Here is a 21440-nt window from a genome sequence, read left to right on the forward strand (position 1 = left end):
TTGAGAATCGCAGTCCTCGGAGGCGGGCACGGGTGCTGGGCCGCAGCAGCGGAACTCGCCGAGCAAGGCCACGACGTGCGGTGGTGGCGGCGCGACGCCCGAGCGCACGAGGCCCTCCGCGCGGCAGGCGCCGTCACCGTCCGCGATCACCGCGGCACCCGGCAGGTCCCGGTGGGCGACGCCGACGGCGCGATCCGGCCGGTCACCGACCTCGCCGAGGCGGTGCGCGAGGCCGCGCTGATCGTCATCCCGCTGCCCTCGACCACCCACCAGGACCTGGCGGCGCGGCTGGCCCCGCTGCTGGCCGACGGCCAGGTCGTCTTCCTGCCGCCGGGCACGCTCGGCTCCGTGCTGTTCGCCAAGGCGATGGCCGGGGCGGGCAACTCCGCCGAGGTGGCGTTCGCCGAAACGGGCACGCTGCCCTACTTGGCCCGCAGGCACGGCGACACCGAGATCGTGATCAGCTGCTACGCGACGCGGCTGCCGACCGGGGTGTTCCCGAGCCGGCTGGCGGACAAGGCGTTCGGCGTGCTGCGCGAGGCCTACCCGAGCGTCGAGGCCGCCGAGGACGGGCTCAGCGGGGCGCTGATGAACGCCGGGCCGATCATCCACCCACCGCTGATCATGATGAACGCCGGGCCGCTGGAGCACTTCGAGGCCTGGGACATCCACAACGAGGGCACCCAGCAGTCGATCCGCCGGGTCACCGACGCGCTGGACGCCGAGCGCGTCGCGCTGCGCGAAGCGCTCGGCTACCGCGCCCCGCACTTCCCGCTGGCCGACCACTACGCCACCGACGGCGAGGAGTGGATGTACGGCCGCGCCGCGCACGAGAAGCTGACCGACAGCGGCGACTGGCGGGAGAAGATCGACCTGCTCAGCCACCGGTACATGCTGGAGGACACCCGGCTGGGCCTGTCCCTGCTGGTCTCGGTCGGCCGGTGGGCGGGCGTGCCGACCCCGGTGGCGCAGGGCCTGCTGAGCATCGCATCGGCGATCACCGGGCGCGACCTCTACGCGGAGGGGCGCACGCTGGAGAGCCTGGGCCTGGCCGGGCTGTCCCGGGACGAGTTGGCTCAGCTGCTGGTGGAGGGGTTCGAGTCGTGACCGACGAGATCGCGGTGATCGGTGCCGGCCGGATGGGCGAGGGCATCGCGCTGACGTTCCTGGCGGCGGGCCTGCCGGTGGTGCTGGCCGACGTCAAGGAGCGCACCGACGACGAGCGCAGCGCCTACTGCGGGCGCGTCCGCGACCGCCTCGCCGAGCAGCTGCGCGCGAAGGTCGGCGACGACGCGGCACTGGCCGGGTTGACGGTGTGCGGCCGGGAGACGGCGGAGCTGTCCGGCGCGGCGGTGGTGTTCGAGGCGGTGCCGGAGGTCATCGAGGTCAAGCGCGAGGCGCTGGCCTGGGCCTGCACCCGGGTCGGCGAGTCCGCGGTGATCGCATCGACCACCTCGACGTTCCTGGTCACCGAGATCGCCAAGCTGGTCGACCGGCCCGGCCGGGTGGTCAACGCGCACTGGCTCAACCCCGCCGACCTGATGCCGCTGGTGGAGGTCAGCCGCAGCGACGACACCGACCCGGACGCGGTCGCGACGCTGACCGGTCTGCTCGAGCGCATCGGCAAGGTCCCGGTGGTGTGCGGCCCGGCGGCGGGCTACATCGTGCCGCGGCTGCAGGCGCTGGTGATGAACGAAGCCGCCCGCATGGTCGAGGAGGGCGTGGCCAGCGCGGCCGACATCGACCTGGCGGTCCGGGCGGGCCTCGGCCCGCGCTTCTCGGTGCTCGGCCCGCTGGAGTTCATCGACTGGGGCGGCTGCGACATCCTCTACTACGCCTCCCGCTACTTGAAGGGCGAGCTCGGCGAGCGCTTCCAGCACCCGGACGTGATCGAGCGGCACATGACGACCGACCGCCGCGGCCTGCAGGACGGTGCCGGTTTCTACGACTTCGACCCCGCCGGAGTCCCGGAGTACCGGGCAGCGCGCATGCGCGAGTTCCAGGACGTCTTCGGCCTCCGCGAGCCTCACCTGCGCAACGGCACCCCAGTCCCGACCAAGCAGGAGGACTGAACCTCGGGTGACGCGGCGAGATCGGTGTCGCGGGCGCGGTTCAGGCGGGTATAGCCTGGAAGGCTTCCTCACAACGCCGAGCCGTCATCCGGGAGAGGGGCAGCTGGGGACATGCCGAACGCGGAACGGGCCGACTTCGCCGGGAACAGCGATGCGGAGCTGCGGGAGGTGACCGTCGGCGAGCTGGATCCGCACGACGGCACCATCTCCGTCGTCGACTACGACCCCGGCTGGCCCCGGCTCTTCCAGCGGGAGGCGAGCCGGATCGCGGCTGCGCTGGGGGACATCGCGTTGCGGGTCGAGCACGTCGGGTCGACCGCGGTGCCGGGACTGCCTGCGAAGCCGGTCATCGACGTCGTCCTGGTCGTGCCGGACTCCGCGGACGAGCGTTCCTACGTGCCTGCGCTCGAATCGGCCGGCTACGTGCTGCGGGTCCGGGAACCGGACTGGTGCGAGCACCGGCTGCTGAACGGCCCGGACACCGATGTCAACCTGCACGTCTTCAGTTCGGGCGAGCCGGAGATCGGCCGGATGCTGCTCTTCCGCGATCGGTTGCGGGCCAGCGACTCCGATCGCGATCACTACGCGCGAACCAAGCGCGAGCTGGCGCGACGCGTGTGGCGGCACGTGCAGGACTACGCCGATGCCAAGACCGCCGTCGTGCAGCAGATCATGCGCCGGGAGCCCAGCCAGCGCCGTTGAACCCCTTTGGCGCGGCGAGGTTGTCAGGGGCGCGGCCGGATGCCCCAGACGTCCTGGAGGACCTGCGGGGTCAGGACGTCGTCGGGCGCGCCTTCGGTGATCAGCCGTCCGGTGCTGAGCACGAGGCAGTGGTCCGCGCGCTCGGCTTCGGTGAAGTCGTGGGTCACCTGAACCACTGTCGTGCCACGGGTTTTGGCGTGCTCCAGCGCGTCGGCGATCAGCCGTCGCGCCTCTGCGTCCAGTCCGGTGGCCGGCTCGTCGAGCAGGAGGAGCCCGGACTCCTGGGCGAGGCCTTGCGCCAGCAGCGCGCGCTGCCGCTGGCCGCCTGACAGCGAGCCGAGCCTGCGGGCGGCCAGCGGGCGGAGTTCCAAGCGGGCCAGGCATTCCTCGACGACGGCCCGGTCGTGGGCGGTCAGCCGCCGCCACGGGCCTCGGTGCGCCCACCGCCCCATGGTGACGGTGTCGCGGACGCTGATGGGCAGCGAATCCGACACCGCGCTGCGCTGCGCGACGAACGCGGGCCGTTGGCCGGTCATGCCCTCGACGGTGCCCGCGGCCGGGCGGAGCACACCCGCGATCGCGCTGAGCAAGGTCGACTTCCCGGATCCGTTCGGCCCGATGATGGCGGTCGTCCGTCCGCGCGGGAGTTTCGCGCTGAGACCGCGCAGCACCGGTTCGCGCGTGTAGCCGACGGTCAGGCCGCGGATGGTGATCTCCGTTCGATCGCTGGCGATCGTCACTGCACTCCTCACGTGGTGTTCGACGTCACCGCCATCTTATCGAAATTGAAAACCATTTGCGATAGTGTCCTCGGTCATGGATTGGCTGTTCGTCCCGTTCGAGGTGTCCTTCGTGGCGCGGGCGCTGTGGGCCGGGGTGCTGGTCTCGTTGATCTGCGCGCTGGCCGGTACGTGGGTCGTCCTGCGCGGCATGGCCTTCCTCGGCGACGCGATGTCGCACGGAATGCTCCCCGGCGTCGCGCTGGCTTCGCTCTTCGGCGGGAACCTGCTGCTCGGCGCGGCGCTGAGCGCTGGTGCGATGACGCTCGGCGTGACCGCGCTGAGCCGGTCTTCGCGGCTGTCGCAGGACACCGCGATCGGGCTGCTGTTCGTCGGAATGCTGTCGCTGGGCGTGATCGTCGTGTCGCACTCGCAGTCCTTCGCGGTCGACCTGACCGGGTTCCTCTTCGGCGACGTCCTGGCGGTGCGCCAGCAGGACCTCGGATTCCTCGGGGTCGCGCTGGTCGTCGCCTTCGCGGTGTCCGCGCTCGGCCACCGGTCGTTCGTCGCGCTGGCCTTCGATCCGCGGAAGGCGCACACGCTGGGCCTGCGGCCCCGGTTGGCGCACGCCTGCCTGCTGGGCCTGGTCACGCTGGCGATCGTCGCCTCGTTCCACGTCGTCGGAACGCTGCTGGTGTTCAGCCTGCTGATCGCGCCGCCCGCGGCGGCCGTGCTCTGGGTGGACCGGATTCCCGCGATCATGCTCGGCGCGGCCCTGCTCGGCACGACCGCGACGGTCATCGGGCTGGTGGCGTCGTGGCACTGGGGCACCGCGGCCGGAGCGACGATCTCGGCGGCCGCGGTCGGGCTGTTCTTCATCTCCGCGCTGGCCGCGGAAATCCGCCACCGCGCGCAGCGGCTGTCGGCCACCTCGCGGGTGGACGCAGGAATCGAAAGGTGAACGTGAACCGAATCGGAAAGAAGACCGTTGCCGCAGTGGGGTTCTCGGTCGCGAGCCTGCTCCTCGGAGGGTGCGCGAGCGGCGTGCCGGAACCGCCTGCCGAGGTGTTGCCGCACGGCTACGTCGAGGGCGCGGAGGAGGCCGCCGAGGCGCAGTCGCGCCTGGTTATGTCCGATGTGGACTCCGGGACCGTGCGGGTGCTGGACCTGATCACCGGTGATGTGACGGACGTGGGGCGGGCGTCCGGCGTCGAGGAGGCCACCGGTGACGGGAGGTTCGCCTACCTGGCATCGGGCGGGCAGGTGCGGATCGTCGACAGCGGTGCCTGGATGGTCGACCACGGCGACCACGTGCACTACTACCGCGCCGCCGTTCGCGAGGTCGGCGCGATCCCGGGGCCGGGGCTGGTGGGCGCGCACAGCGATCCCGCGGTCGTAGCGGTGTCCTTCGGCGACGGCCGCGCGAGCCTGCTGGACCGCGCCGAGCTCGATGCCGGCAGGATCGCCGGAACCGGCACCGTCGAGGGCGTCGCGCGGGAGGCGGCGGTGGTGCCCTACGACGGTCACCTCCTCGTGCCGGTGGAACAGCCGGGCCAGGTCCAGGTCCGCGACCGGGACGGGCAGCCGGTGACGACCATCGACCAGCCGTGCCCGAGCCCGGCCGGTGCCGCGGTCACCCGGCGAGGCGTCGTGTTCGGCTGCGCCGACGGCGCACTGCTCGTCACGTCGGACGACGGAACGTTCGGCGGAGCGAAGATCCCCTACCCGCAGCCGGTTCCCGAAGCGGAGCGGGCGCGGGAGTTCGACCACCGGCCGGGCAGCGACGCGCTCGCGGCGAAGGCCGGGGAATCCGGCGTCTGGTCGCTGGACGTCGCGCACCGCACGTGGACGTTCGTCGCCACCGGCCCGACGCTGGCGGTCAGCGCGGTCGGTGCCGGTGCACCGCTGCTCGCCGTGACCCCGGACGGAGCTCTGCGCGCCTTCGACGGTGAAACCGGCCGGGAAACGGCGGCGGTCCAGCTGCTGAGCGCGCCGGATGGTGCCGCGCCGACGATCGAGGTCGACACCACGCGGGCCTACGTCAACGACGCGGGCGTGGTCCACGAGATCGACTACAACGACTCCCTCCGCCAGGCCCGCACCTTCGAGCTCGGCGGCCGGATCGGGCACGTGGTGGAGACCGGGCGATGAGCGCGGCAGATCACCGCGGTGTTCGGAGGCTGCTCGTCGCCGTGGGAATCGCCGTCCTGCTGGTGCTCACCGGCTGCACCGCCGCGGGCCAGGACCGGTCCGGCGTGGTCGTCACGACCAACATCCTCGGTGACCTCACCCGGCGCATCGTCGGCGGCGAAGCCGAGGTGACGGTGCTGATGAAGCCCGACGCCGATCCGCACTCGTTCGCGATCTCGGCGCAGGAGGCGGCGAAGCTGGAGCAAGCCGGTCTCGTCGTCCACAACGGACTGGGGCTGGAGGAGGGCATCGCGCGCAACGTCCGGGCAGCCGAGTCCGCCGGGATCCCGGCGGTCGCCGTGGGCGAGCGGGTCGATCCCCTCGGCTACACCGCGGCGGACGCCGACGGGCAGCTCGACCCGCACTTCTGGACCGATCCCCGGCGGGTGAGCCGGGCGGTCGACGTGATCGCCGAGCAGGTCATCGCCCACGTCGACGGCGTGGACCCGCAGGTCGTGCGCGCCAACGCCGCGCAGTACCGGAGCGAGGTCGACCGGCTCGACGCGGAGCTGGGTCAGCGGTTCGCCGCCATCCCGGCCGAGCGGCGCAAGCTGGTGACCAACCACCACGTGTTCGGATACCTGGCCCAGCGGTACGGCTTCGAGGTCATCGGTGCGGTGGTGCCCAGCGGGACGACGCTCGCCTCGCCCAGCGCATCGGACCTGAAGTCGCTGGCGGACACCATCCGCGCGGCGGGCGTGCCCGCGATCTTCGCCGACTCCTCGCAGCCGGACCGCCTCGCGCAGGTCCTCGCCGACCAGGCCGGACTGCACGTCGAGGTGGTGCCGCTGTTCTCCGAATCGCTGAGCTCGCCGGGGCGGGGCGCGGGCGACTACCTGGAGATGATGCGGTCCAACACCGATTCCATCGTCCGGGCGCTCGGCCAGCGCTGAACCCGATTTCGTCAATCCACAGTGGAATGGTGATGATGAGTACCAGTTTACGCAAGAAGATCACGGCCGGGTGCGCCACCGCATCCCTGGCGGTCGTGCTGGCGGCCTGCGGCACCGCCGCGCCCCAGCCGGAGGCGGCCGCGGTCGTGGCCGATCCCATCGCCGTCACCTACGACGGTGGCGTGCACGTCCTCGACGGCAAGACGCTCCAGGTCGTCAAGGACCTGCCGCTGGCCGGTTTCAACCGCCTCAACCCCGCCGGTGACGACCGCCACGTCCTGGTCTCCACGACGACCGGTTTCCGCGTCCTGGACGCCGTCGGCGCGGTGCTCACCGACGCCGAGTTCGCCGGTGCCAAGCCTGGCCACGTCGTGCGGCACGCCGGCAAGACGGTCCTCTTCGCCGACGGCACCGGTGAGGTCACCACCTTCGACCCCGCGGAACTCGGCGACGGCCTGCCGCCGACCGAGGTGTACCGGGCGCCGGAAGCGCACCACGGCGTCGCGATCGAGCTGGCGAACGGCGAGCTCGTGATCACCGTGGGCAACGAGGAGGAGCGGCGCGGCATCGCGGTGCTCGACGCGGCGCGCGAGGAGATCGCGCGCAACGAGGACTGCCCCGGTGTGCACGGGGAGGCCACCGCGCAGGGCGAGACCGTCGTGGTCGGCTGCGAGAACGGCGCGCTGATCTACCGCGACGGCGCCATCACGAAGGTCACCAGCCCCACCGAGTACGGCCGGATCGGCAACCAGGCCGGTTCCGACGCCTCGCCCATCGTGCTGGGCGACTACAAGCAGGACGAGCACGCCGAACTGGAACGCCCCGAGCAGGTCGCGCTCATCGACACCGCCAACGGCACGCTGCGGCTGGTCGACATCGGCACCAGCTACACCTTCCGCTCCCTCGCCAGGGGAGCCGCGGGCGAGGCCCTGGTCCTGGGCACCGACGGCCGGATCCACCAGATCGACCCGGTGACCGCCCAGGTGACCCGGTCCATCCCGGTCCTGGACCCCTGGCAGGAGCCGCTGGAGTGGCAGCAGCCCCGGCCTGCGATCTTCGTCCGCGGCGGTACCGCGTACGTCACCGATCCGGGCAAGAAGGAGATCCACGCGATCGACCTCGCCTCGGGCCAGCGCCTGGCCACCGGGAGCCTGCCCGCCACCCCGAACGAGCTCAGCGGCGTCCAGGCCTGACGTCCTCCGGGACCGCACCGGGATCCGGGGAACGCCACCAGGTTCCCCGGATCCCGGTCTGGTCGGCGTGGCCGACCGCGGCGGGAGGACTTCGCGGCAACGGCCTCAGATCAGCGGCGATCGCGTGGTGAAGTTCTGCCCGTCGTCGTCGGACACCACCAGCTCGGATTCGGTCGCGACGAACAGGCGTCCGTTGGCGAAGGTCATCGCCTGCGGTGGGCCGGGGAGCTGACCGCGCGGCGTCCAGGTCGTTCCGCCGTCGGTGCTGAGGTGGACCAGGCCCCGCACGTCGATGCCGTAGGCGCGGTCGGGAGCCGGCCAGTCGGCGAGCAGCAGCAGCGGGCCGCCAGGGGCGGTGGTGAAGGTCCGCCCGCCGTCGGTGCTGCGAGCCAGGCCCTGCTCGGTGGTGGCGAGCAGCTCGTCGGGATCGGTCGGGCTCACCGCGAGGTCCGCTGCGGCCAGCTGGGCGCGGCGGTCCCAGGAGAGGCGGTCTTCGCTGACCATGATCTCGCCGGTCGTGCTGCTGTAGCCGTAGACGCGGCCGTGCTCGGCCTGCAGGGAGTGGAAGTCGATCTCGCCGTGCAGGGACAAGGGGTGCCAGCTGACGCCCCCGTCGGTGCTCTCGATCAGTCCGAGGTTCTTCGGCATGCCGGTGTCGGCCGGATCGGGGTGGCCGCTGCCGAGGAACCGCCCGGGGCCGGCGACGACGAAGCCCATGATGTCCTGCCGCCGTTCGCTGACCCGTTCGGGAACGCCCTCCGCCGGGATGCGGAAGAGGCCGTTGTGCGTGGCCGCGTAGAGCTCGCCGTCACCGGGATCGACGCCCAGGCCGTGCACGTGCAGCATCGTCTCCGCCTGCGGGGCGGTGGAGGTCTGCGGGGCGTCGCGCGTACCCGACCAGACTCCGGCGACGACGATTCCGATCAGCAGCAGCGCGGTGACCGAGAGGACGACCGTTCGGCGAGTGCTCTGCCGGGTGCCGATCTGTGCCGGTGCGCGCCGCTTCGAGGCCATGCTGCCCCCTGTTGCTCGGTTCGTCCGGGCGGTGCCCGCTTCCGGCACGAATATACTATCCACCTTAGTACTTGATCTGCATGGCCCATCGTACTAGCGGTAATAGTATTGAGGTGCCCGGCTCGAGCCCGTCGCTACCCGAGGTCCCCAGGTTCCGGTCAGTGGACGTAGTCCTCGCCGCTGGCGCGGACGGTGACGTCGCTGATGCTGATGCCCCAGGGCTGGTCGATGACGTGCACCACCGCTCCGGCCAGGTCTTCGGGCGTGATCAGCCAGTACTTGGCCGAGTTCACGTCGGTGCTCTCGGGTGGGAGCGTGCCGTTGGTGAAGTGGGTGACGTTCTCGGCGAACTGCGCCGCCCGCTGGCCGACCAGGCCGACGATCGCGTTCTCGTTGACCACCGAGTCGCCCAGGTTGGTCCCGAAGATGCCGGTCGGCTTCACGGTGGTCACCTTGATCTTGCCCTTGGCCTCGATGCGCAGGGAATCCGACAGCACGGTCACCGCGGCCTTCGTCGCGCTGTAGACCCCGGACCCCTCGGTGCCCGCGTTGCCGTAGATCGAGGAGATGTTGACGACCTGGCCGCGCCCCTGCTCGATCATCTGGTCGTAGACCGCCGAGATGCCGTTGACGACGCCCTTGACGTTGATGTCGATGGCCCGGTGCCACTTCTCCCACGCGCGCTCGTGGTCGGCGAAGTAGGCCAGCGGCATCACGCCCGCGTTGTTGACGAGCACGTCGATCGCGCCGAAGGTCTCGATCGCGTGACGTGCGGCGGCCTTGACCTGCGCCAGGTCGGCGACGTCGGCGACCTGCGCGGTGCAGGCGAAACCGGCTGCCCGGATGCCGTCGAAGACCTGCCCCAGGTTCTCGGCGTCGACATCGATGCCGACGACCTTCGCGCCGCCGGCGGCGCACTTCTCCGCGATCAGCCTGCCGAAACCGCTACCGGCACCGGTCACCACGACGACCTTGCCCGCCAAGTGCTGCGACATGAATTCCCTCCACACCTGATCATCCGCCCGAGCTCCGCGACGGAAACGCTATCGCCGATATCGCGTTCCGGGCCCGTATTCCACTGTTCGAGGTAGTCCGCCGACGAGCCCGAGCAGTGGACCCGGAGGGCTTCCCGCCGGGAGGTCAGGACGAGTGGCGGGCGAGGAGGTCGTCGAGGCGGGTGCCGACGTCCGCGCAGTTCTGGCGCACCACCGAGAGGAACGCCGCGAGGACCGGTGAGGAATCGGTGGCGCGGAACGACATCTGCAGGTCCGGCAGCCGGAACCGGGGCGTGACGTCGCAGAACCAGATGTCGTCGCGGGCGATGAGCCGCATCCGGTCGGGGCCGAGGCCCACTCCGGCGCAGCAGGCGGCGAGCCCGGCGATGGTGTGCACGTCGCGCGCCATCGCGGCACCCTCGAGGGCGGCCGGGGCCAGCTCGAACAGCGGCCGCAGGTAGGAGCTCGCGGCGTCCGCGCTGGCGATCAGGGGCTCCTGGACCAGCTGCTCGACGTCGATGGACGGGAGCCCGGCGAAGGGGTGCGCCTTCGGGACCACGGCCACCAGGTGATCCGCGCCGATCGGCACGGTGATCAGGTTCTCCGCTCCGGCCCCGCGAGGGCCGCCGCGGCCGACGGCGACGTCCAGATCGCCGGCGAGCAGCGCGGCCGCGGAGGCGGGGCTGTCCAGCTCCTGGAGCGTGAGCCGGACGTCCGGGTGCGACCGGCGGAACCGGCCGAGCACTCCCGGCAGCGGGTGGAGCAGCGCGGAGCCGATGAACCCGATCCGCAGCCGTCCGGTCTCGCCGCGCGCCGCCCGCCCGGCGTCGACGCGGGCCCGGTTCATCTCCGCGAGCGCCGAGCGCGCCCGGGCGAGGAACGCTTCCCCCGCGGCGTTGGGGAAGACGCCGCGCGAGGTGCGGTCGAAGAGCCGCTCGCCGACTTCCCGTTCCAGGGCGGCGATCTGGGTCGACAGCGGCGGCTGCGCGATGCCCAGCGAGGTCGCGGCGCGGCCGAAGTGCTGGTGCTCGGCGAGCGCGAGCGCATAGCGGAGGTGACGGGCTTCCACGGAGTCGACGATACGTCAGAAGTATCGCGGGACGCTTCGTCAGATATGGCTGTGGATGACGCCGGGGTCGCGGGTGTGACCTGATCAGGTCAACGATCACCTACCCGGAAGGGCTCCACGTGAACCGCCCGTCCTCCTCCGAGACCGTCGTCGTCCTGGTGCACGGTGCCTGGCACAACGCGCTGCACTGGACCTCGACGCAGCGCGCCCTCGCTGGCCACGGCCTTGCCAGCGTCGCCGTCGACCTGCCCGGCAGCGGCCTCGGCGCGCCGGTGCCCAGCGGCTACCTCCAGCCCGGTCAGCCGGGGCTGACCAGTGAGAAGTCCGCGCTCGGCGACGTCACGGCGCAGCACTCCGCCGATGCCGTGATCGATGCGCTGGTCGCTGCTCGCACGCGGTACCGCAACGTCGTCCTCGTCGCGCACAGCGCCGGAGGTTCGGCCGCGTCCGCCGCCGCGGAGCAGGCTCCGGAGCTGCTCGATCACCTCGTGTACCTCTCCGCGTTCGTCCCCGCGGGCCGACCCCGGTTCAGCGACTACATCGAAGCGGAGGAGAACGCCGGTGCCATCCGGATCCCGCCGCTGGGCGATCCGGCCGAGCTCGGTGCCGTCCGGATCAATCCGCTGTCCCCGGATCCGGCCGCGATCGAGCTCATCCGGCTGGCGTTCCTGAACGACCTCCCGGCGACCAGCCCGGACACCTGGCGCCAGTTCCTGCACCCGGACCACCCGTTCTCCAGCATGACCACGCCGGTCCCGGTCACCGCCGGGCGCTGGGGACGGCTCCCGCGCTCCTACATCAGGCTGACCGAGGACCTGGCCCTGCCGCCCGTGACCCAGGACCTGATGATCGCGGAGGCGGACCAGGTGGTGCCGGACGACCCGATCCAGGTGCGCTCCTTGCCCGGCGGCCACTCGCCGTTCGCGACCAGGCCCGCCGAACTGGCGGCGCTGCTCGCCGAGATCGCGCTGGCAGTCCGGTGAGGATCGGCCGGAGGATCCTGCTGCCGGTCATCCTGTCCGGAACCTTCGTCCAGCTGTTCAGCGTGACGGTCATGCAGGTGGCCGTGGTGGACGTGCAGCGGGATCTCGGTGCCGGTGCGGGGGAGAGCCAGCTCGTGCTCGCCGGTTACACCCTCACCTACGCCTGCTCCCTGATCGTCTCGGCGCGGCTGGGAGACCGGTACGGCTACCGGCGGATGTTCGTCGCCGGGATGGCGCTGTTCACCGCCGCCTCCCTCGGATCGGCCGCCGCGCCGAGCGCTGGGGCGCTCGTGGTGGGCCGTCTCGCGCAGGGCGTCGGCAGCGGCCTCATGGCGCCGCAGATCCTGTCGATCATCCAGTCGGCGCTGCCCGCCGGCCGCCGTCCCGCCGCGTTGAGCGCGTTCGGCGCGACCATGGCGGCGGCTTCCATGGCGGGCCCGGTGCTCGGTGGCGTGCTGATGCAGCTCCACCCGCTGGGCTGGCGGGCCGCGATGTTGCTGGTGGTGCCCGTGGGCGTCGTCGCCCTGGTGCTCTCCCCGGCGCTGCCGCGCGTCGAACCGGCGCGCGAGGCGAAGCGCATCGATCCGGTCGGCGCGAGCCTGAGCCTGGCCGGACTCGTCCTGCTGGTGCTGCCGCTGACCGCGGGCCGGGACGCCGGCTGGCCGATGTGGACGTGGCTGAGCCTGGCTTCGGCGGTGGTGCTGCTGACCGGTTTCGCGGTGTCCCAGCGGAAGGTGGCGGATCCGCTCGTCCACCCGGCCACCTTCGCCGATCCCGCGACGAGGTGGGGCCTGGCGATCGTCCTCGTCTTCAACGCGGGCGTGCCGTCCTTCACGCTGCTGCTGTCGATGCACCTGCAGGGCGCGCAGGGCTGGAGTCCGCTGGAGGCAGGGCTGGGCATCATCCCGTACGCGGCCGGGGCTCTCGTCGGCAGCGGGTTCGCGAACGTCCTGGGCAGCCGCTTCGGCCCGTGGGCCCTCGCCGGGTCGGCGGTCGCGATGGGGCTGGCGGCCATCGTCGTGGCGGCGACCATCGACGGTCCGCGGTGGCCGTACTGGTTCGCGCTGTGCCTCAGCGGAATCGGCTTCGGGGTGTTCACGGCTTCGGCGTTCACCCAGATCATCGCCCGGGTCGGCGCCGAGGCCGCCACCTCGATCTCCGGCCTGCTCCCGACGGCGCAACAGCTGGGCGGAACCCTGGGCGTCACGCTCGCGGGCATCGCCTACTCGGCGGCGGAGCACGCGATGTGGCACGCGATGGCGTACGAGGCGGCGGTGTTCGCACTGGCCGCGATCTGCACGACGAGACTGGCCGGAGCGGGGGTCCGCGCTCTCGCCGGGCGATAGCGCCGAGCCGCGTCAGGGGCGGGAATCCGTTGCGCGCAGGGCCACTTCGGCTGCGCGTTGCATCGCCTGGCGGGTTTCCCGCGGCGTCTGGTCGAGGCCGAGGCTCGTGATCGCCGCGGCGTTGATCGCGCCCATGAGCGCACCGACGGTCGCCGCCGCCGATGTCGCGTCGAGCAGGTCCGGGTAGGCGCGGTGCAATGCGTCGGCCAGCCGGGTCTGGGCGCTGAACAGCACGTGCAGCATCCGGGCCTGCACCGCCGGGTTCGTGACCACGAGTTCGGCGCGCAGCTCCGCCAGCCCGCTGGGCAGCTCGGTCGCCGAGACGTTGGCGATCATGCTGTCGGCCGCTGCGGCGAGCACATCGCGGACGGATGACGCCGGGCCGCGGTCCTCGATCGCCCGCAGCGCGAGGCCGGTCCGGACCTCGGCGTCGGCCAGCAGCACGTCCTCCTTGGTGGGGAAGTGCAGGAAGAACGTGCGCTTGCTGACGTCGGCGGCCTCGGCGATCTCGGCGACGGTCGTCCGGTCGTAGCCGCGCTCGTCGAACAGCCGGATCGCCGCTGTCACCAGCGCTTGGCGGGTGAGCTGCTTCTTCCGTTCGCGTCGGCCGGCCTCCACGCACCGGACCCTACCTTGCCGAGCCATGGATTCACCAGGTATAAAAATGCACCAGGTGAACTGAATGAGGAGGATGCGGTGGCGGAGCTGGCGGGACGCGCGGTTCTGGTGACGGGAGCCGGCCGGGGAATCGGTCGAGCCGTGGCGCGGTACCTGGCCGCGGCCGGGGCGAACGTCGTGGTCAACGATCCCGGCGTCGAAGTGGACGGATCCGGGGGCGACGAGGGCGTCGCGGCCGCGGTCGTCGAGGAGATCCGCGCTGCGGGCGGCCGTGCGGTCGCCGACACCGGCAGCGTCGCGGACTGGGCGGCGGCGCAGCGCATGGTCGAGCTGGCCGTCGCCGAGTTCGGCGACCTGCACGCGGTGGTCAACAACGCCACCGTCCAGGTGAACAAGGGCGTGGAGCGGTTGGGCGAGGCCGAGTTCGACGACGTGGTGGCGGTCAAGCTGAAGGGCACGTTCGCGGTGACCCGGTGGGCCGCCGCGCACTGGCGGCGCCAGTACGACCGGGGAGCGCGCGTCGACCGGTCGGTCGTCAACACCGCTTCCGGGGCAGGGCTGCTCAACCCGCTTCCGGCGCAGACGAACTACGCGGCGGCCAACGCCGGGGTCGCGGCGATGACGACCGTGCACGCGCTGGAGCTGAAGCGGCTCGGGGTTCGGGTGAACTGCGTCAGCCCGTCGATGGTCCGCACCCGGCTGACGACCGGGGTGCCCGGCATGCAGCAGGCACCGGAGGCGGGGCTGGACCCGAAGGACCCGGTCACCGTGGCGCCGCTGGTCGCTCACCTCGTCGACCCGGACTGCGCGCTGTCCGGTCAGGTGCTCTCGGTGCGCGGCGGTTCGATCGCGGTCAACCACGGCTGGAGCGGTGGCGACCGGATCGACAAGGACGGGCAGCTCTGGACGACCGGTGAACTCGCCGAAGGCCTGGCGGGGCTGGACCTGGAGGACCCGTTCGACCGGCTGGCCACGGCCATCGGCGGCGCGCTGGGTGCCGAGGGCCGGGAGCGGTTCGAGGAGCTGGTGAACGCCAACCTCGACGCGGTGTGACGGGGCCCGTTGGCCCCGGGTCGACGGGCTCGTCCGTCAGAACGGCCGGTCGGCACGTGTGGCGCAGGTCAATGACGACCGCCCTGGGCGGACGGTCGATTCCGGACGATTCGTACAGTCGAGGCCAATGGCCCTCGTGCCGTATCCGCGGGGTGCGGGACGGGACGTCTGGTGAGCGGAGGTGGCGAAGTCGCTGCCACCCGGCACCGCGCTGAGGGTTGACGTCACACCCGCCGACACGAAAGTGCTGCCATGCTCGAATCGAACTCGTCCCGCTCCGCGGCGTCCCGCCGCACGTTCCTCGCCGCCACCCTGGTCGGCGGAGCGACGCTCACCGCCTGCGGAACCGCCGACGCGGAGGTGCAGAACATCGAAGAACACGGGGTCGCGCCGGAGGAATTCGCCGAATCGCACGAGATCGTCGTCGACATCCTGCTCTACGACGGGATGACGGCGCTCGACGCCATCGGCCCTTACGACCTGCTGAACTACGTCCCGAACCTGACCATGCGCTTCGTCGGGCTCACCGCCGAACCGGTGCTGACCGACTCGGGCCTGCTGCGCCTCACCCCGACGCACACCACGGCCGAGGCGCAGAACGCGGATGTGCTGCTCGTGCCCGGCGGGCCCTCCGCCAAGTCGATGACCGAGAGCCGCGTGCTCGTCGACTGGGTGAAGCAGTCGGCGAGCACGGCGACCTGGGTCGTCTCGGTGTGCACCGGTGCGTTGATCCTGGGCAGCGCCGGAGTGCTGGGGGGCCGACCGGCGACCACGCACTGGGTGGCGATGAAGGCGCTCACCGGTTTCGGTGCGGAGCCGCGTCCGGAGTCGCGCATCGTCCGCTCGGACAACGTGGTGACCGCGGCCGGTGTCTCGGCGGGGCTCGACGCCGCGCTGTGGCTGATCGGCCGGTGGCGCGGGTCCGCGGCGGCCGAAACGGCGCAGCTGTGCATCGAGTACGACCCGCACCCGCCGTTCGACAGCGGGCACTACAGCAACGCTCGCGAGGCGACCAGGACCGCTGCCGCCGACCTGCTCTCGCAGGCGCTGAAGCGCTGAGGCGATGACGGGTGCTCGCCCGGCAGCGAGCACCCGTCACCGGTCAGTCCAGGACCCGCCCGAGGAAGCCGCGCAGGTAGCCGGCGACGACGTCCAGGTGGCTCTCCAGCAGGAAGTGCCCGCCGTCGATCAGGTGCACCTCCGCGTCCTCGGCGTCACGGGCGAAGGCCTGCGCGCCCGCCGGGCCGAAGATCTCGTCGTTGCGGCCCCACACGGCCAGCACCGGCACCTCGCTGGTGCGCAGGAATTCGTGCAGCAGCGGGTAGAGCGCGCGGTTGTGCTGGTAGTCGTGGAACAGCGCCAGCTGGATCTCGTCGTTGCCCTCGCGGGAGATGCGGGCGAAGTCGTGCTCCCAGGTGTCCGGGCTGACCACGCTCGGGTCGGGCACGCCGTGCAGGTACTGCCAGCGGATGGCCTCGAAGCTCAGCGCGGCGCGGACGGCGGGCTCGGTGTCGGGGCCGGGGTTGGCCCCGTAGGCCCAGAGCCCGGCCCAGAACGAGTCGACGAAACCGTCCTCGTAGCCGTTGCCGTTCTGGGTGACGATGGCGGAGATCCGTTCCGGGTGCGCGAGCGCGAGGCGCCACCCGATGGGAGCGCCGTAGTCCTGGACGTAGATCGCGTAGCGGTCCAGGCCCAGCTGGTCGAGCAGCCCGGAGGTGAGCTCGGCGAGCGCGTCGAAGGTGTAGGTGAACTCGGCCGCGGAAGGCGCGGCGGAGTGGCCGAAGCCGAGGTGGTCCGGCGCGATCACGTGGTAGTCCCCGGCCAGCAGCGGGATGAGCTCGCGGAACATGAACGAGCTGGTGGGGAACCCGTGCAGCAGGACGATCGCGGGAGCGTCGGCGGGGCCGGCTTCGCGGTAGAAGATCTCGTGGCCGTCGACGACGGCGGTCCGGTGGTGCACCGAGCTCATTTTCTAACCCCTTTGAAGGTCTGATCCGGTTAGCTGCTCGCCATGCAAGCACGCGATCAGCTAACCTGTCAAAGGGTTCGATCCGGTTAGGAAGGAAGTGCCTGGTGGAAGCGCTGCTGGACCTGCTCAACAGCAGGCCGCTGATCAACGGAGCGGAACAGGACGCGCTCGCCGACCCGGCCGGAGGCAAGCGCTGGGCGCGGGAGCACGGCGGCGAGGGCAGCCCCGAAGAGCTGGCGCTGCTGCGCGAGGCGCGGGACGCCTTGCGGGACGTGGTGTGCGGAGAACGCCCGCCCACCGCGCTGAACCCGCTGCTCGAAGGGGTGCGCCAGATCCCGGAGGTCACCCGGGACGGTCTTCAGTGGACGGTCGAGTCGCCCCCGCACGCCCGCCTCGTCGTCGAGGTGATCCTGGCCTGGGCGGCCACCGAGCAGCAGCTGCCCGGCCGCCTGCGCCCCTGCGCGAACGAGAAGTGCCAGCTCTTCCTGCTCGACCGGAGCAGGGCCAACCGGGCCCGCTGGTGCTCGATGGCCACCTGCGGCAACCGGGAGAAGGCCCGCCGCCACTACAACCGAACCCGCTGACCCGCGTCGCCGGGCGCTGAGCGGGAGCCGTGGTCAGCTGGTGCGGTTGGCGTGCCACATGGTGTGCTCCCGGCTGATCGCCGATTCCGCGTCGACCACCTCGTCGGACCACTGCTGTTCGGTCAGGTCGCGGTCGAGCAGGTCGTGGACCGTCGCCAGTTCGTGGGAGGCCATCACGTACGCCGTGGCGGTCGTGCTGTGCTGGCGGGTGGCGCTCCACGCGGCGATCGCCGAGATCGCGGCGGCCACGATGCCCGCCAGGTCGAAGTCGACCACGCCGATCGCCTTGGCCAGCGCGCTGGCCACGCCGAGCACCTCCATGGTCAGCATGATCGTCCGGAAGATCCGCGCGCGGCGCTGGTGGAAGAGCGCCTTGGCGGCGTACCACTTCTGCTGGTCGTGCACGCGGCCGGTCAGGTAGGCCGCCTTGCGCTCGGCCAGCGGGGCGGCGCGGAGAGCGCGCATGTTGCCGGTGATCGCCGAGGAGGTGTTGGGCAGCAGCAGGACGCCGGGCTTGTCCTTCTGCAGGGCGCGGATGCGCGAGACGAACTCGTCGTCGGCGCCTTCGGAGCCCAGCGCGAACGGCGCGGCTCCCACGGCGTAGCGCCAGGTCAGGGTCTTCACCGACTCGGCGAGCGCCCGACCCTCGTACCAGACCCTGTCCGGCCGCGACCCGGCGGTGGCCATCTCGATCACCATCACCCCGACCAGCGCCAGCGCGGTCCCCAGCGCGAACACGTCGAAAGCGCCTACTCGCACGGAGAACGCGGCGAACACCGCAGCCGACACGGTCAGCAGCAACTGCGCGCGGACGCCCCGCAGGTAAGAGCGCTGCTGCCGCACCGAAGCCGTGTCCGCCGCCTGGAACAGCCCCGGGTAGTCGTCGTCGCTCAACGTCCGAAGCTGATCGGTACTCGACATGCGCACTCCATGACTCGGGAACCCCCAGTGAATCCTGGCCGAACCACCCACCGGAAGAGGCCGTTTCGGCACAACTCCCCGGACCGGGTGATCCAGGCGATCAGGTGCGGGAGTCGAGCCAGTCGCGGACTTCGCGGCGGAGCAGGAGGAAGCCCAGCACCGGCAGGGCGATCGCGCCCGCCAGGTAGACGATGATCTGGAAGGGCAGCAGCACGGCGAGCGGGGCGAACGACCTGGACGCCGCGGACAGCGCGGCCATCCAGATCACCGCGATGAACGCCATCCACACCAGGGCCACCAGGAGCACGAACCCGGTGAAGATGCTCATGATCTGCAGCATGAGCACCGCGACGGGGCCACCGCGCAGGGCGCGGCGCATCCACAGCACGAACGGGACCACCCACAGCGCCGTCAGCACGGTCAACCCGAAGACGGTGTCGAACGTCGGATTCCCGGTGATCGCGAGGAGGCCGCTGACCTCGCCGGGGCCCGCCCCGATCATCATGACCGCCAGCGGCACGATCAGGTAGGCGAGCTCGGCGCAGCCCCAGAACGAGGCGAACGCGGCCACGCAGGCGGTGACCACCTTCGGCCGGGGCGCGGGTTGCCGGGCGCTCGGTGGCCGCAGGCCGCGGGGGAGGGCTCGGGCGGGGACGTCGATGCGCGGGAACCTGCCGTTGAGCAGCTCCAGGTGCGGAGTCCAGTCCTGCTCGAACCAGATCAGGGCGCGGACGTAGCGGGAGCGGAAGAGCTTGCCGCGGACTCCTTCCGGCGGGTGCTCCGGCAGCCCCTTCGGGAAGACGTGGCCCACCGAGCTCCGGAATTCCTGGTACTGGTGCCGGTCCCTGGTGATGACGACCGCCAGGCGGCCGGGGGCGTTGCGCTGCACCACCTGGCGGACTTCCCACTCCAGGCTCCGGCCCGGTCCAGCGGCCAGCAGCACGAGGTCGGCCCGGTCGAGAGCGGCGAGGATCTCGTCCTGCCACTGCTCGTCGGTGGTGTAGGCGCGTTCGGCGCCGGTGCGCGGCAGCCGGTCGCCGGGCTGTCCGAGCGCGACCATCCGGCCGAACGGTGCGACGCCTCGGGCGATCTGCTGCTCTTCGGTGCGGACCTCGTTGACCGAGACCAGGAACTGGCGGAGCAGCAGGTGGCGGAGACGCAGCTTCGGCGTCCGCGCGAGGCCGCGGTCGTCGGAGAACGAGCGGAGGAAGAGCACGATCCGCTCGTCCGGGGCCAGGGCGCGCAGGCTCGGCAGGACCGGCGCCAGGTGCCGTCGGCCGCGGAGCACGGCCCACAGGCCGGTTCCGATCAGGGCCAGGCCCAGCACACCGCCGGCCACCTGCAGCCAGTCCGGCCCGACGCTGGTGAACGTGGGGGACAGGACGCCCATCAGCAGTGCGAACCAGCCGAAGGACTCCAGCCGCCGGCCGGTCGTCCGGGATTGCTCGATCTTCGAGACCTGCGCTGGGCCGTCCGCCACTGGTGCATCCTCGCCGGTTCGGGGACAAGAGCAGATCACCAGCGTAGCGAGATCCGGCCGCGCACAGGGGTGAATGCCGGAGCTCTCGCGCGGCGGATTCCCGCTGCACGGCTTGGGTTTCGGGCGAGTGGATGTTGTGCCCGCAACATCTCGGCTGCGCGAACCGGATGTCGGGAAGGGGCTGATCGGGCAGGTGTTGGCCTCCTGGGCTGCGGCGTATTCGATGCTGTCCACGATGATTGTTCCAGTGTTGCAAGAGATCCCTCGGGAACTGTCCTAAATGGTCTGCTGTCGCCAGCGGTGCGAGGAAGTGCCTCGCTGGAACATCGCGGCTCCACATCGGCATCGTGGTGATCGGCTTCGGCGGTTCTGCGGTCGGCGTATGAGGAACGCCACTCTCGGCGGCGCGCTCGTGGACGTGCCTTGCGGGCGCAGGCAGGGTGGTCGGCAGCACTGGCGCCCTGCGGGGTGTCGCGTCCGAAGCGTTGGCGCTCGCGAGGCGTCGTCGGGAGGTATGCACATGACCGAACCGGGCAAGGCCGATGAGTCGGCCGCTGAGAAGCCGGTGACCGGGGAGAACCCGGAACCGGACGGCTCGGCGCAGGCCGGGGACCAGGCCGGGGCCGCGCAGCACGACGCGTCCGACGAGGCGCCAGTGGCCGCTGAGGCCGAGGAGGCCCCGGTCGCTCCGAAGGGCAGCGGGAGCAAGAAGGGGCTGTTCGTCGGGCTCGCCAGCGGTCTGCTCGTGGGTGCTGCCGCCGCGTTGGCGTTCGCCGGGTTCGTCAAGCCGGACTTCCTGGTCGGGCCGGGCAAACCGGACGACACCGCGTCCGCGGTCACCGCCGCTCTGGCGGGCAAGGACGCCAGCGGTCTCGCGGCGAGCTCGTGCCGTGCTCCTGATGGGACGCTGGCCCCGCAACTCCCGCCGCAGGCGTTGCAGCTCATCCAGGCCGCGGAGCAGTCGGGCCCGTCGCGCTGGGCACTGGACAGCGAGGCGCTGGCGCCGGTCGACCTCACGATCGACGTGCAGGGCCAGACCCAGACCGTCCCGATCGACGTGGTCCTCGGCGTGACCGACGGCGAATGGTGCATGAAGGGCATCGCGGACCGGCAGCAATAGCCGCTCGGCGGGTCCGCCGCGACGGCGTGTGGTGGGCCTGCTGGCCGTGCGGCCCGGTGTCGTGTAGATTTAGTTCTGGTCGTAGTAGTTCTGTTTCGTGTTTTGCGCAGGCTCGCAGGATATCGATGCGGGTGAGCCGCTTTCTTTGGTGAAGCTGGAGTGAGCAGCCGTCTGAGACACCTCCGGCCCCGGCAGGCGCGCAAGGTGCCGCCGGTTCCTCTCTAGCTCTCAAGGAGATCGTCATGGCACAGGGAACTGTGAAGTGGTTCAACGCTGAAAAGGGCTTCGGCTTCATCGCCCCCGACGACGGCGGCCCGGACGTGTTCGTGCACTACTCGGCCATCGAGGCCTCGGGCTTCCGCGAGCTGTCCGAGGACCAGCACGTGACCTACGAGGTCACCCAGGGGCCGAAGGGCCCGCAGGCCGCCAGCGTGCGCGTCTGACCTGCTTGTTCTCCGCTGGCCCCCGTCCGGAACCGGACGGGGGCCAGCGGCGTTCGACACCGTTGGCGCCAGTCCG

22 protein-coding genes are annotated in these 21440 nt (G+C 71.4%); 14 read left to right on the forward strand and 8 right to left on the reverse strand.

Annotated elements, in window-relative coordinates; all coding sequences use genetic code 11:
* From OU416_RS00320 to OU416_RS00330, 3 genes are all read left to right on the forward strand, one after another.
* Positions 1–1107 (forward strand): NAD/NADP-dependent octopine/nopaline dehydrogenase family protein, encoded by a 1107-nt coding sequence (locus OU416_RS00320; RefSeq protein WP_270924721.1) that lies wholly within the window; start codon positions 1–3, stop codon positions 1105–1107.
* On the forward strand, positions 1104–2072 hold the full coding sequence (locus tag OU416_RS00325; protein WP_270924722.1) for a 3-hydroxyacyl-CoA dehydrogenase NAD-binding domain-containing protein: 969 nt from the start codon (positions 1104–1106) through the stop codon (positions 2070–2072). The genes OU416_RS00320 and OU416_RS00325 overlap by 4 nt, the downstream gene beginning before the upstream one ends.
* Positions 2073–2183: 111 nt before the next feature.
* Complete coding sequence (locus OU416_RS00330) at positions 2184–2774, forward strand: GrpB family protein (protein WP_270924723.1); 591 nt, start codon at positions 2184–2186, stop codon at positions 2772–2774.
* Between the two features lie 23 nt (positions 2775–2797).
* On the opposite strand, the gene aztA is transcribed toward OU416_RS00330, so the two are convergent.
* A complete protein-coding gene (aztA, locus tag OU416_RS00335) occupies positions 2798–3514 on the reverse strand; it encodes a zinc ABC transporter ATP-binding protein AztA (RefSeq protein ID WP_270924724.1) in 717 nt (238 codons plus the stop codon).
* A gap of 76 nt (positions 3515–3590) precedes the next feature.
* On the opposite strand from aztA, the gene aztB reads away from it, so the two are divergent.
* Genes aztB through aztD form a run of 4 tightly spaced genes read left to right on the forward strand, consistent with a single transcriptional unit; the run spans position 3591 to position 7769 of the window.
* The gene (gene aztB / locus OU416_RS00340) at positions 3591–4454 is read left to right on the forward strand and encodes a zinc ABC transporter permease AztB (RefSeq protein ID WP_270924725.1); all 864 of its coding nucleotides are present in this window, start codon (positions 3591–3593) and stop codon (positions 4452–4454) included.
* Between the two features lie 2 nt (positions 4455–4456).
* Entirely contained in the window at positions 4457–5644 is a 1188-nt protein-coding gene (locus OU416_RS00345) for a hypothetical protein (RefSeq protein WP_270924726.1), read from the forward strand.
* Complete coding sequence (gene aztC / locus OU416_RS00350) at positions 5641–6576, forward strand: zinc ABC transporter substrate-binding protein AztC (protein ID WP_270924727.1); 936 nt, start codon at positions 5641–5643, stop codon at positions 6574–6576. Before OU416_RS00345 ends, aztC begins: the two co-directional genes overlap by 4 nt.
* A 35-nt stretch (positions 6577–6611) precedes the next feature.
* Positions 6612–7769, forward strand: a complete 1158-nt coding sequence (gene aztD / locus OU416_RS00355; RefSeq protein ID WP_372907212.1) for a zinc metallochaperone AztD — start codon at positions 6612–6614, stop codon at positions 7767–7769.
* A gap of 105 nt (positions 7770–7874) precedes the next feature.
* Here aztD and OU416_RS00360 read toward each other — a convergent pair whose 3' ends face one another.
* The 3 genes from OU416_RS00360 to OU416_RS00370 all read right to left on the reverse strand — a co-directional run bounded on the left by OU416_RS00360 (position 7875) and on the right by OU416_RS00370 (position 10847).
* Positions 7875–8783: a F510_1955 family glycosylhydrolase gene (locus OU416_RS00360; RefSeq protein ID WP_270924729.1), complete on the reverse strand. Its 909-nt coding sequence runs from the start codon at positions 8781–8783 to the stop codon at positions 7875–7877.
* Between the two features lie 158 nt (positions 8784–8941).
* Positions 8942–9778 carry an SDR family oxidoreductase gene (locus tag OU416_RS00365; protein WP_270924730.1) on the reverse strand — a complete coding sequence of 279 codons (837 nt, stop codon included), beginning with the start codon at positions 9776–9778 and terminating at the stop codon, positions 8942–8944.
* 145 nt (positions 9779–9923) lie between these two features.
* Complete coding sequence (locus OU416_RS00370) at positions 9924–10847, reverse strand: LysR family transcriptional regulator (protein WP_270924731.1); 924 nt, start codon at positions 10845–10847, stop codon at positions 9924–9926.
* 119 nt (positions 10848–10966) lie between these two features.
* Here OU416_RS00370 and OU416_RS00375 point away from each other — a divergent pair, with 119 nt between their 5' ends.
* Together OU416_RS00375 and OU416_RS00380 are read left to right on the forward strand one after the other, a co-directional pair.
* Positions 10967–11830 carry an alpha/beta fold hydrolase gene (locus tag OU416_RS00375; RefSeq protein ID WP_270924732.1) on the forward strand — a complete coding sequence of 288 codons (864 nt, stop codon included), beginning with the start codon at positions 10967–10969 and terminating at the stop codon, positions 11828–11830.
* The gene (locus OU416_RS00380; RefSeq protein ID WP_270924733.1) at positions 11827–13176 is read left to right on the forward strand and encodes an MFS transporter; all 1350 of its coding nucleotides are present in this window, start codon (positions 11827–11829) and stop codon (positions 13174–13176) included. Before OU416_RS00375 ends, OU416_RS00380 begins: the two co-directional genes overlap by 4 nt.
* Positions 13177–13188: 12 nt before the next feature.
* Here OU416_RS00380 and OU416_RS00385 read toward each other — a convergent pair whose 3' ends face one another.
* Complete coding sequence (locus OU416_RS00385) at positions 13189–13794, reverse strand: TetR/AcrR family transcriptional regulator (RefSeq protein WP_270924734.1); 606 nt, start codon at positions 13792–13794, stop codon at positions 13189–13191.
* Positions 13795–13872: 78 nt separating this feature from the next.
* Here OU416_RS00385 and OU416_RS00390 point away from each other — a divergent pair, with 78 nt between their 5' ends.
* Positions 13873–14847, forward strand: coding sequence for an SDR family NAD(P)-dependent oxidoreductase (locus OU416_RS00390; protein WP_270924735.1), 975 nt, complete (start codon positions 13873–13875; stop codon positions 14845–14847).
* A 252-nt stretch (positions 14848–15099) separates the two neighbouring features.
* Positions 15100–15906 carry a DJ-1/PfpI family protein gene (locus OU416_RS00395; RefSeq protein ID WP_270924736.1) on the forward strand — a complete coding sequence of 269 codons (807 nt, stop codon included), beginning with the start codon at positions 15100–15102 and terminating at the stop codon, positions 15904–15906.
* Positions 15907–15949: 43 nt separating this feature from the next.
* Here the strand turns inward: OU416_RS00395 and OU416_RS00400 are convergent, their stop codons facing one another.
* Complete coding sequence (locus OU416_RS00400) at positions 15950–16816, reverse strand: alpha/beta fold hydrolase (RefSeq protein WP_270924737.1); 867 nt, start codon at positions 16814–16816, stop codon at positions 15950–15952.
* Between the two features lie 104 nt (positions 16817–16920).
* On the opposite strand from OU416_RS00400, the gene OU416_RS00405 reads away from it, so the two are divergent.
* The gene (locus OU416_RS00405) at positions 16921–17400 is read left to right on the forward strand and encodes a CGNR zinc finger domain-containing protein (protein WP_270924738.1); all 480 of its coding nucleotides are present in this window, start codon (positions 16921–16923) and stop codon (positions 17398–17400) included.
* Between the two features lie 33 nt (positions 17401–17433).
* Here the strand turns inward: OU416_RS00405 and OU416_RS00410 are convergent, their stop codons facing one another.
* On the reverse strand, positions 17434–18321 hold the full coding sequence (locus OU416_RS00410) for a DUF4231 domain-containing protein (protein ID WP_270924739.1): 888 nt from the start codon (positions 18319–18321) through the stop codon (positions 17434–17436).
* A 100-nt stretch (positions 18322–18421) separates the two neighbouring features.
* Positions 18422–19801, reverse strand: a complete 1380-nt coding sequence (locus OU416_RS00415) for a hypothetical protein (protein ID WP_270924740.1) — start codon at positions 19799–19801, stop codon at positions 18422–18424.
* Between the two features lie 520 nt (positions 19802–20321).
* Between OU416_RS00415 and OU416_RS00420 the strand changes: the two genes are divergently transcribed.
* The gene (locus OU416_RS00420; RefSeq protein WP_270924741.1) at positions 20322–20921 is read left to right on the forward strand and encodes a hypothetical protein; all 600 of its coding nucleotides are present in this window, start codon (positions 20322–20324) and stop codon (positions 20919–20921) included.
* Between the two features lie 242 nt (positions 20922–21163).
* The gene (locus OU416_RS00425) at positions 21164–21364 is read left to right on the forward strand and encodes a cold-shock protein (RefSeq protein ID WP_093356807.1); all 201 of its coding nucleotides are present in this window, start codon (positions 21164–21166) and stop codon (positions 21362–21364) included.
* Positions 21365–21440: the final 76 nt, after the last annotated feature.

This window comes from Saccharopolyspora indica (assembly GCF_027853965.1).
Taxonomy (GTDB): Bacteria; Actinomycetota; Actinomycetes; order Mycobacteriales; family Pseudonocardiaceae; genus Saccharopolyspora; species Saccharopolyspora indica.

Excerpts from the sequence above, each read along its gene's own strand:
- OU416_RS00330 (WP_270924723.1), top strand. The coding sequence starts at position 2,184 with ATGCCGAACGCGGAACGGGCCGACTTCGCCGGGAACAGCGATGCGGAG.
- aztB (WP_270924725.1), top strand. The coding sequence starts at position 3,591 with ATGGATTGGCTGTTCGTCCCGTTCGAGGTGTCCTTCGTGGCGCGGGCG.
- aztC (WP_270924727.1), top strand. The coding sequence starts at position 5,641 with ATGAGCGCGGCAGATCACCGCGGTGTTCGGAGGCTGCTCGTCGCCGTG.
- aztD (WP_372907212.1), top strand. The coding sequence starts at position 6,612 with ATGAGTACCAGTTTACGCAAGAAGATCACGGCCGGGTGCGCCACCGCA.
- OU416_RS00360 (WP_270924729.1), bottom strand. The coding sequence starts at position 8,783 with ATGGCCTCGAAGCGGCGCGCACCGGCACAGATCGGCACCCGGCAGAGC.
- OU416_RS00365 (WP_270924730.1), bottom strand. The coding sequence starts at position 9,778 with ATGTCGCAGCACTTGGCGGGCAAGGTCGTCGTGGTGACCGGTGCCGGT.
- OU416_RS00395 (WP_270924736.1), top strand. The coding sequence starts at position 15,100 with ATGCTCGAATCGAACTCGTCCCGCTCCGCGGCGTCCCGCCGCACGTTC.
- OU416_RS00400 (WP_270924737.1), bottom strand. The coding sequence starts at position 16,816 with ATGAGCTCGGTGCACCACCGGACCGCCGTCGTCGACGGCCACGAGATC.
- OU416_RS00410 (WP_270924739.1), bottom strand. The coding sequence starts at position 18,321 with ATGTCGAGTACCGATCAGCTTCGGACGTTGAGCGACGACGACTACCCG.
- OU416_RS00420 (WP_270924741.1), top strand. The coding sequence starts at position 20,322 with ATGACCGAACCGGGCAAGGCCGATGAGTCGGCCGCTGAGAAGCCGGTG.
- OU416_RS00425 (WP_093356807.1), top strand. The coding sequence starts at position 21,164 with ATGGCACAGGGAACTGTGAAGTGGTTCAACGCTGAAAAGGGCTTCGGC.